Raw genomic sequence first — 893 nt, forward strand, 5'->3', positions numbered from 1 at the left:
CTACGAAAATCTTGAAGATGCACTTGTGTGTCTTCGTCAACTGAAGGAAACACTCTGATGGTAAAGGACGCGTTGAAGGCAGGAGGCACCTACGGACTAGTGGGTGAATCTACACAGAACCACTACGAAGGTCCTGTAACAGCACCGGTCTCTCAGCTTGAGTGGTTGCGCGAAAGCCTAACAGCAGAACTTAGTGGACTGTCCACCGACATTGAAGATTTCCGCGTGTATCTGGCTCCGTATCTTCCTCTCACAGAATTTGACGATTCGGTGGGTGTAGCGTGCGAGTCCGCTGCCCAGAAATACCAGTGGCCAACAAGTCAAAACAGCCCGGTGGAAGCTGCGTTCCTGAACGCGCTAACAGAACTGGATCGACTGCGAAGCCGACTCCGCTACATCAAGAGCTTGGTGCTAGCCTAAGCCATAACCCCGATTCCGCAAGGTTTCGGGGTTTTTCATTTTGTGCTTGACACGGCATTCGTCTTCTGTATAATACGCGCATCTAATACGTGCGGAGGCAGTATGCGTGAGGTATCTAGCGCCCGCGCCCGTGAACTGGGTGATCAGGTGCACAAGTTGCAGCAACGAATGCGTGATCTTCGTAAAGAACTAGAAGAGCTGAAGGGCCAGCACGCCGTATACACCCGACGAATGGTTGACGCGATGGGCGGCGAAGAGGCATACTTCGCATCGTCCGATGGTTTCATCAAGGTAGTCGAATTCGACTACGAGGCTGATCCTGAGGACCAAGACGATCTCGACATTCCGGCTATGATCGCGATGATACGCGCAGCTCGTCGTCGAGTTCCACTCAAACAGGGTGTGAAAGTGGTTGTCCGCTACCCCCTGAACAACGAGAGGCTTGACTGAAATGCAAGTTCCGATTATGCTCC

At 52.5% G+C, this 893-nt stretch carries 2 protein-coding genes; both read left to right on the forward strand.

The window, feature by feature from the left end:
- Positions 1–99 precede the first annotated feature (99 nt).
- Positions 100–420 carry a hypothetical protein gene (locus tag AC1RPQ_RS07645; protein WP_471777411.1) on the forward strand — a complete coding sequence of 107 codons (321 nt, stop codon included), beginning with the start codon at positions 100–102 and terminating at the stop codon, positions 418–420.
- Positions 421–522: 102 nt separating this feature from the next.
- Positions 523–870 (forward strand): hypothetical protein, encoded by a 348-nt coding sequence (locus AC1RPQ_RS07650; protein WP_481762207.1) that lies wholly within the window; start codon positions 523–525, stop codon positions 868–870.
- Positions 871–893 lie beyond the last annotated feature (23 nt).

The organism is Dellaglioa sp. CoH-57-MRSF-21, assembly GCF_056781915.1.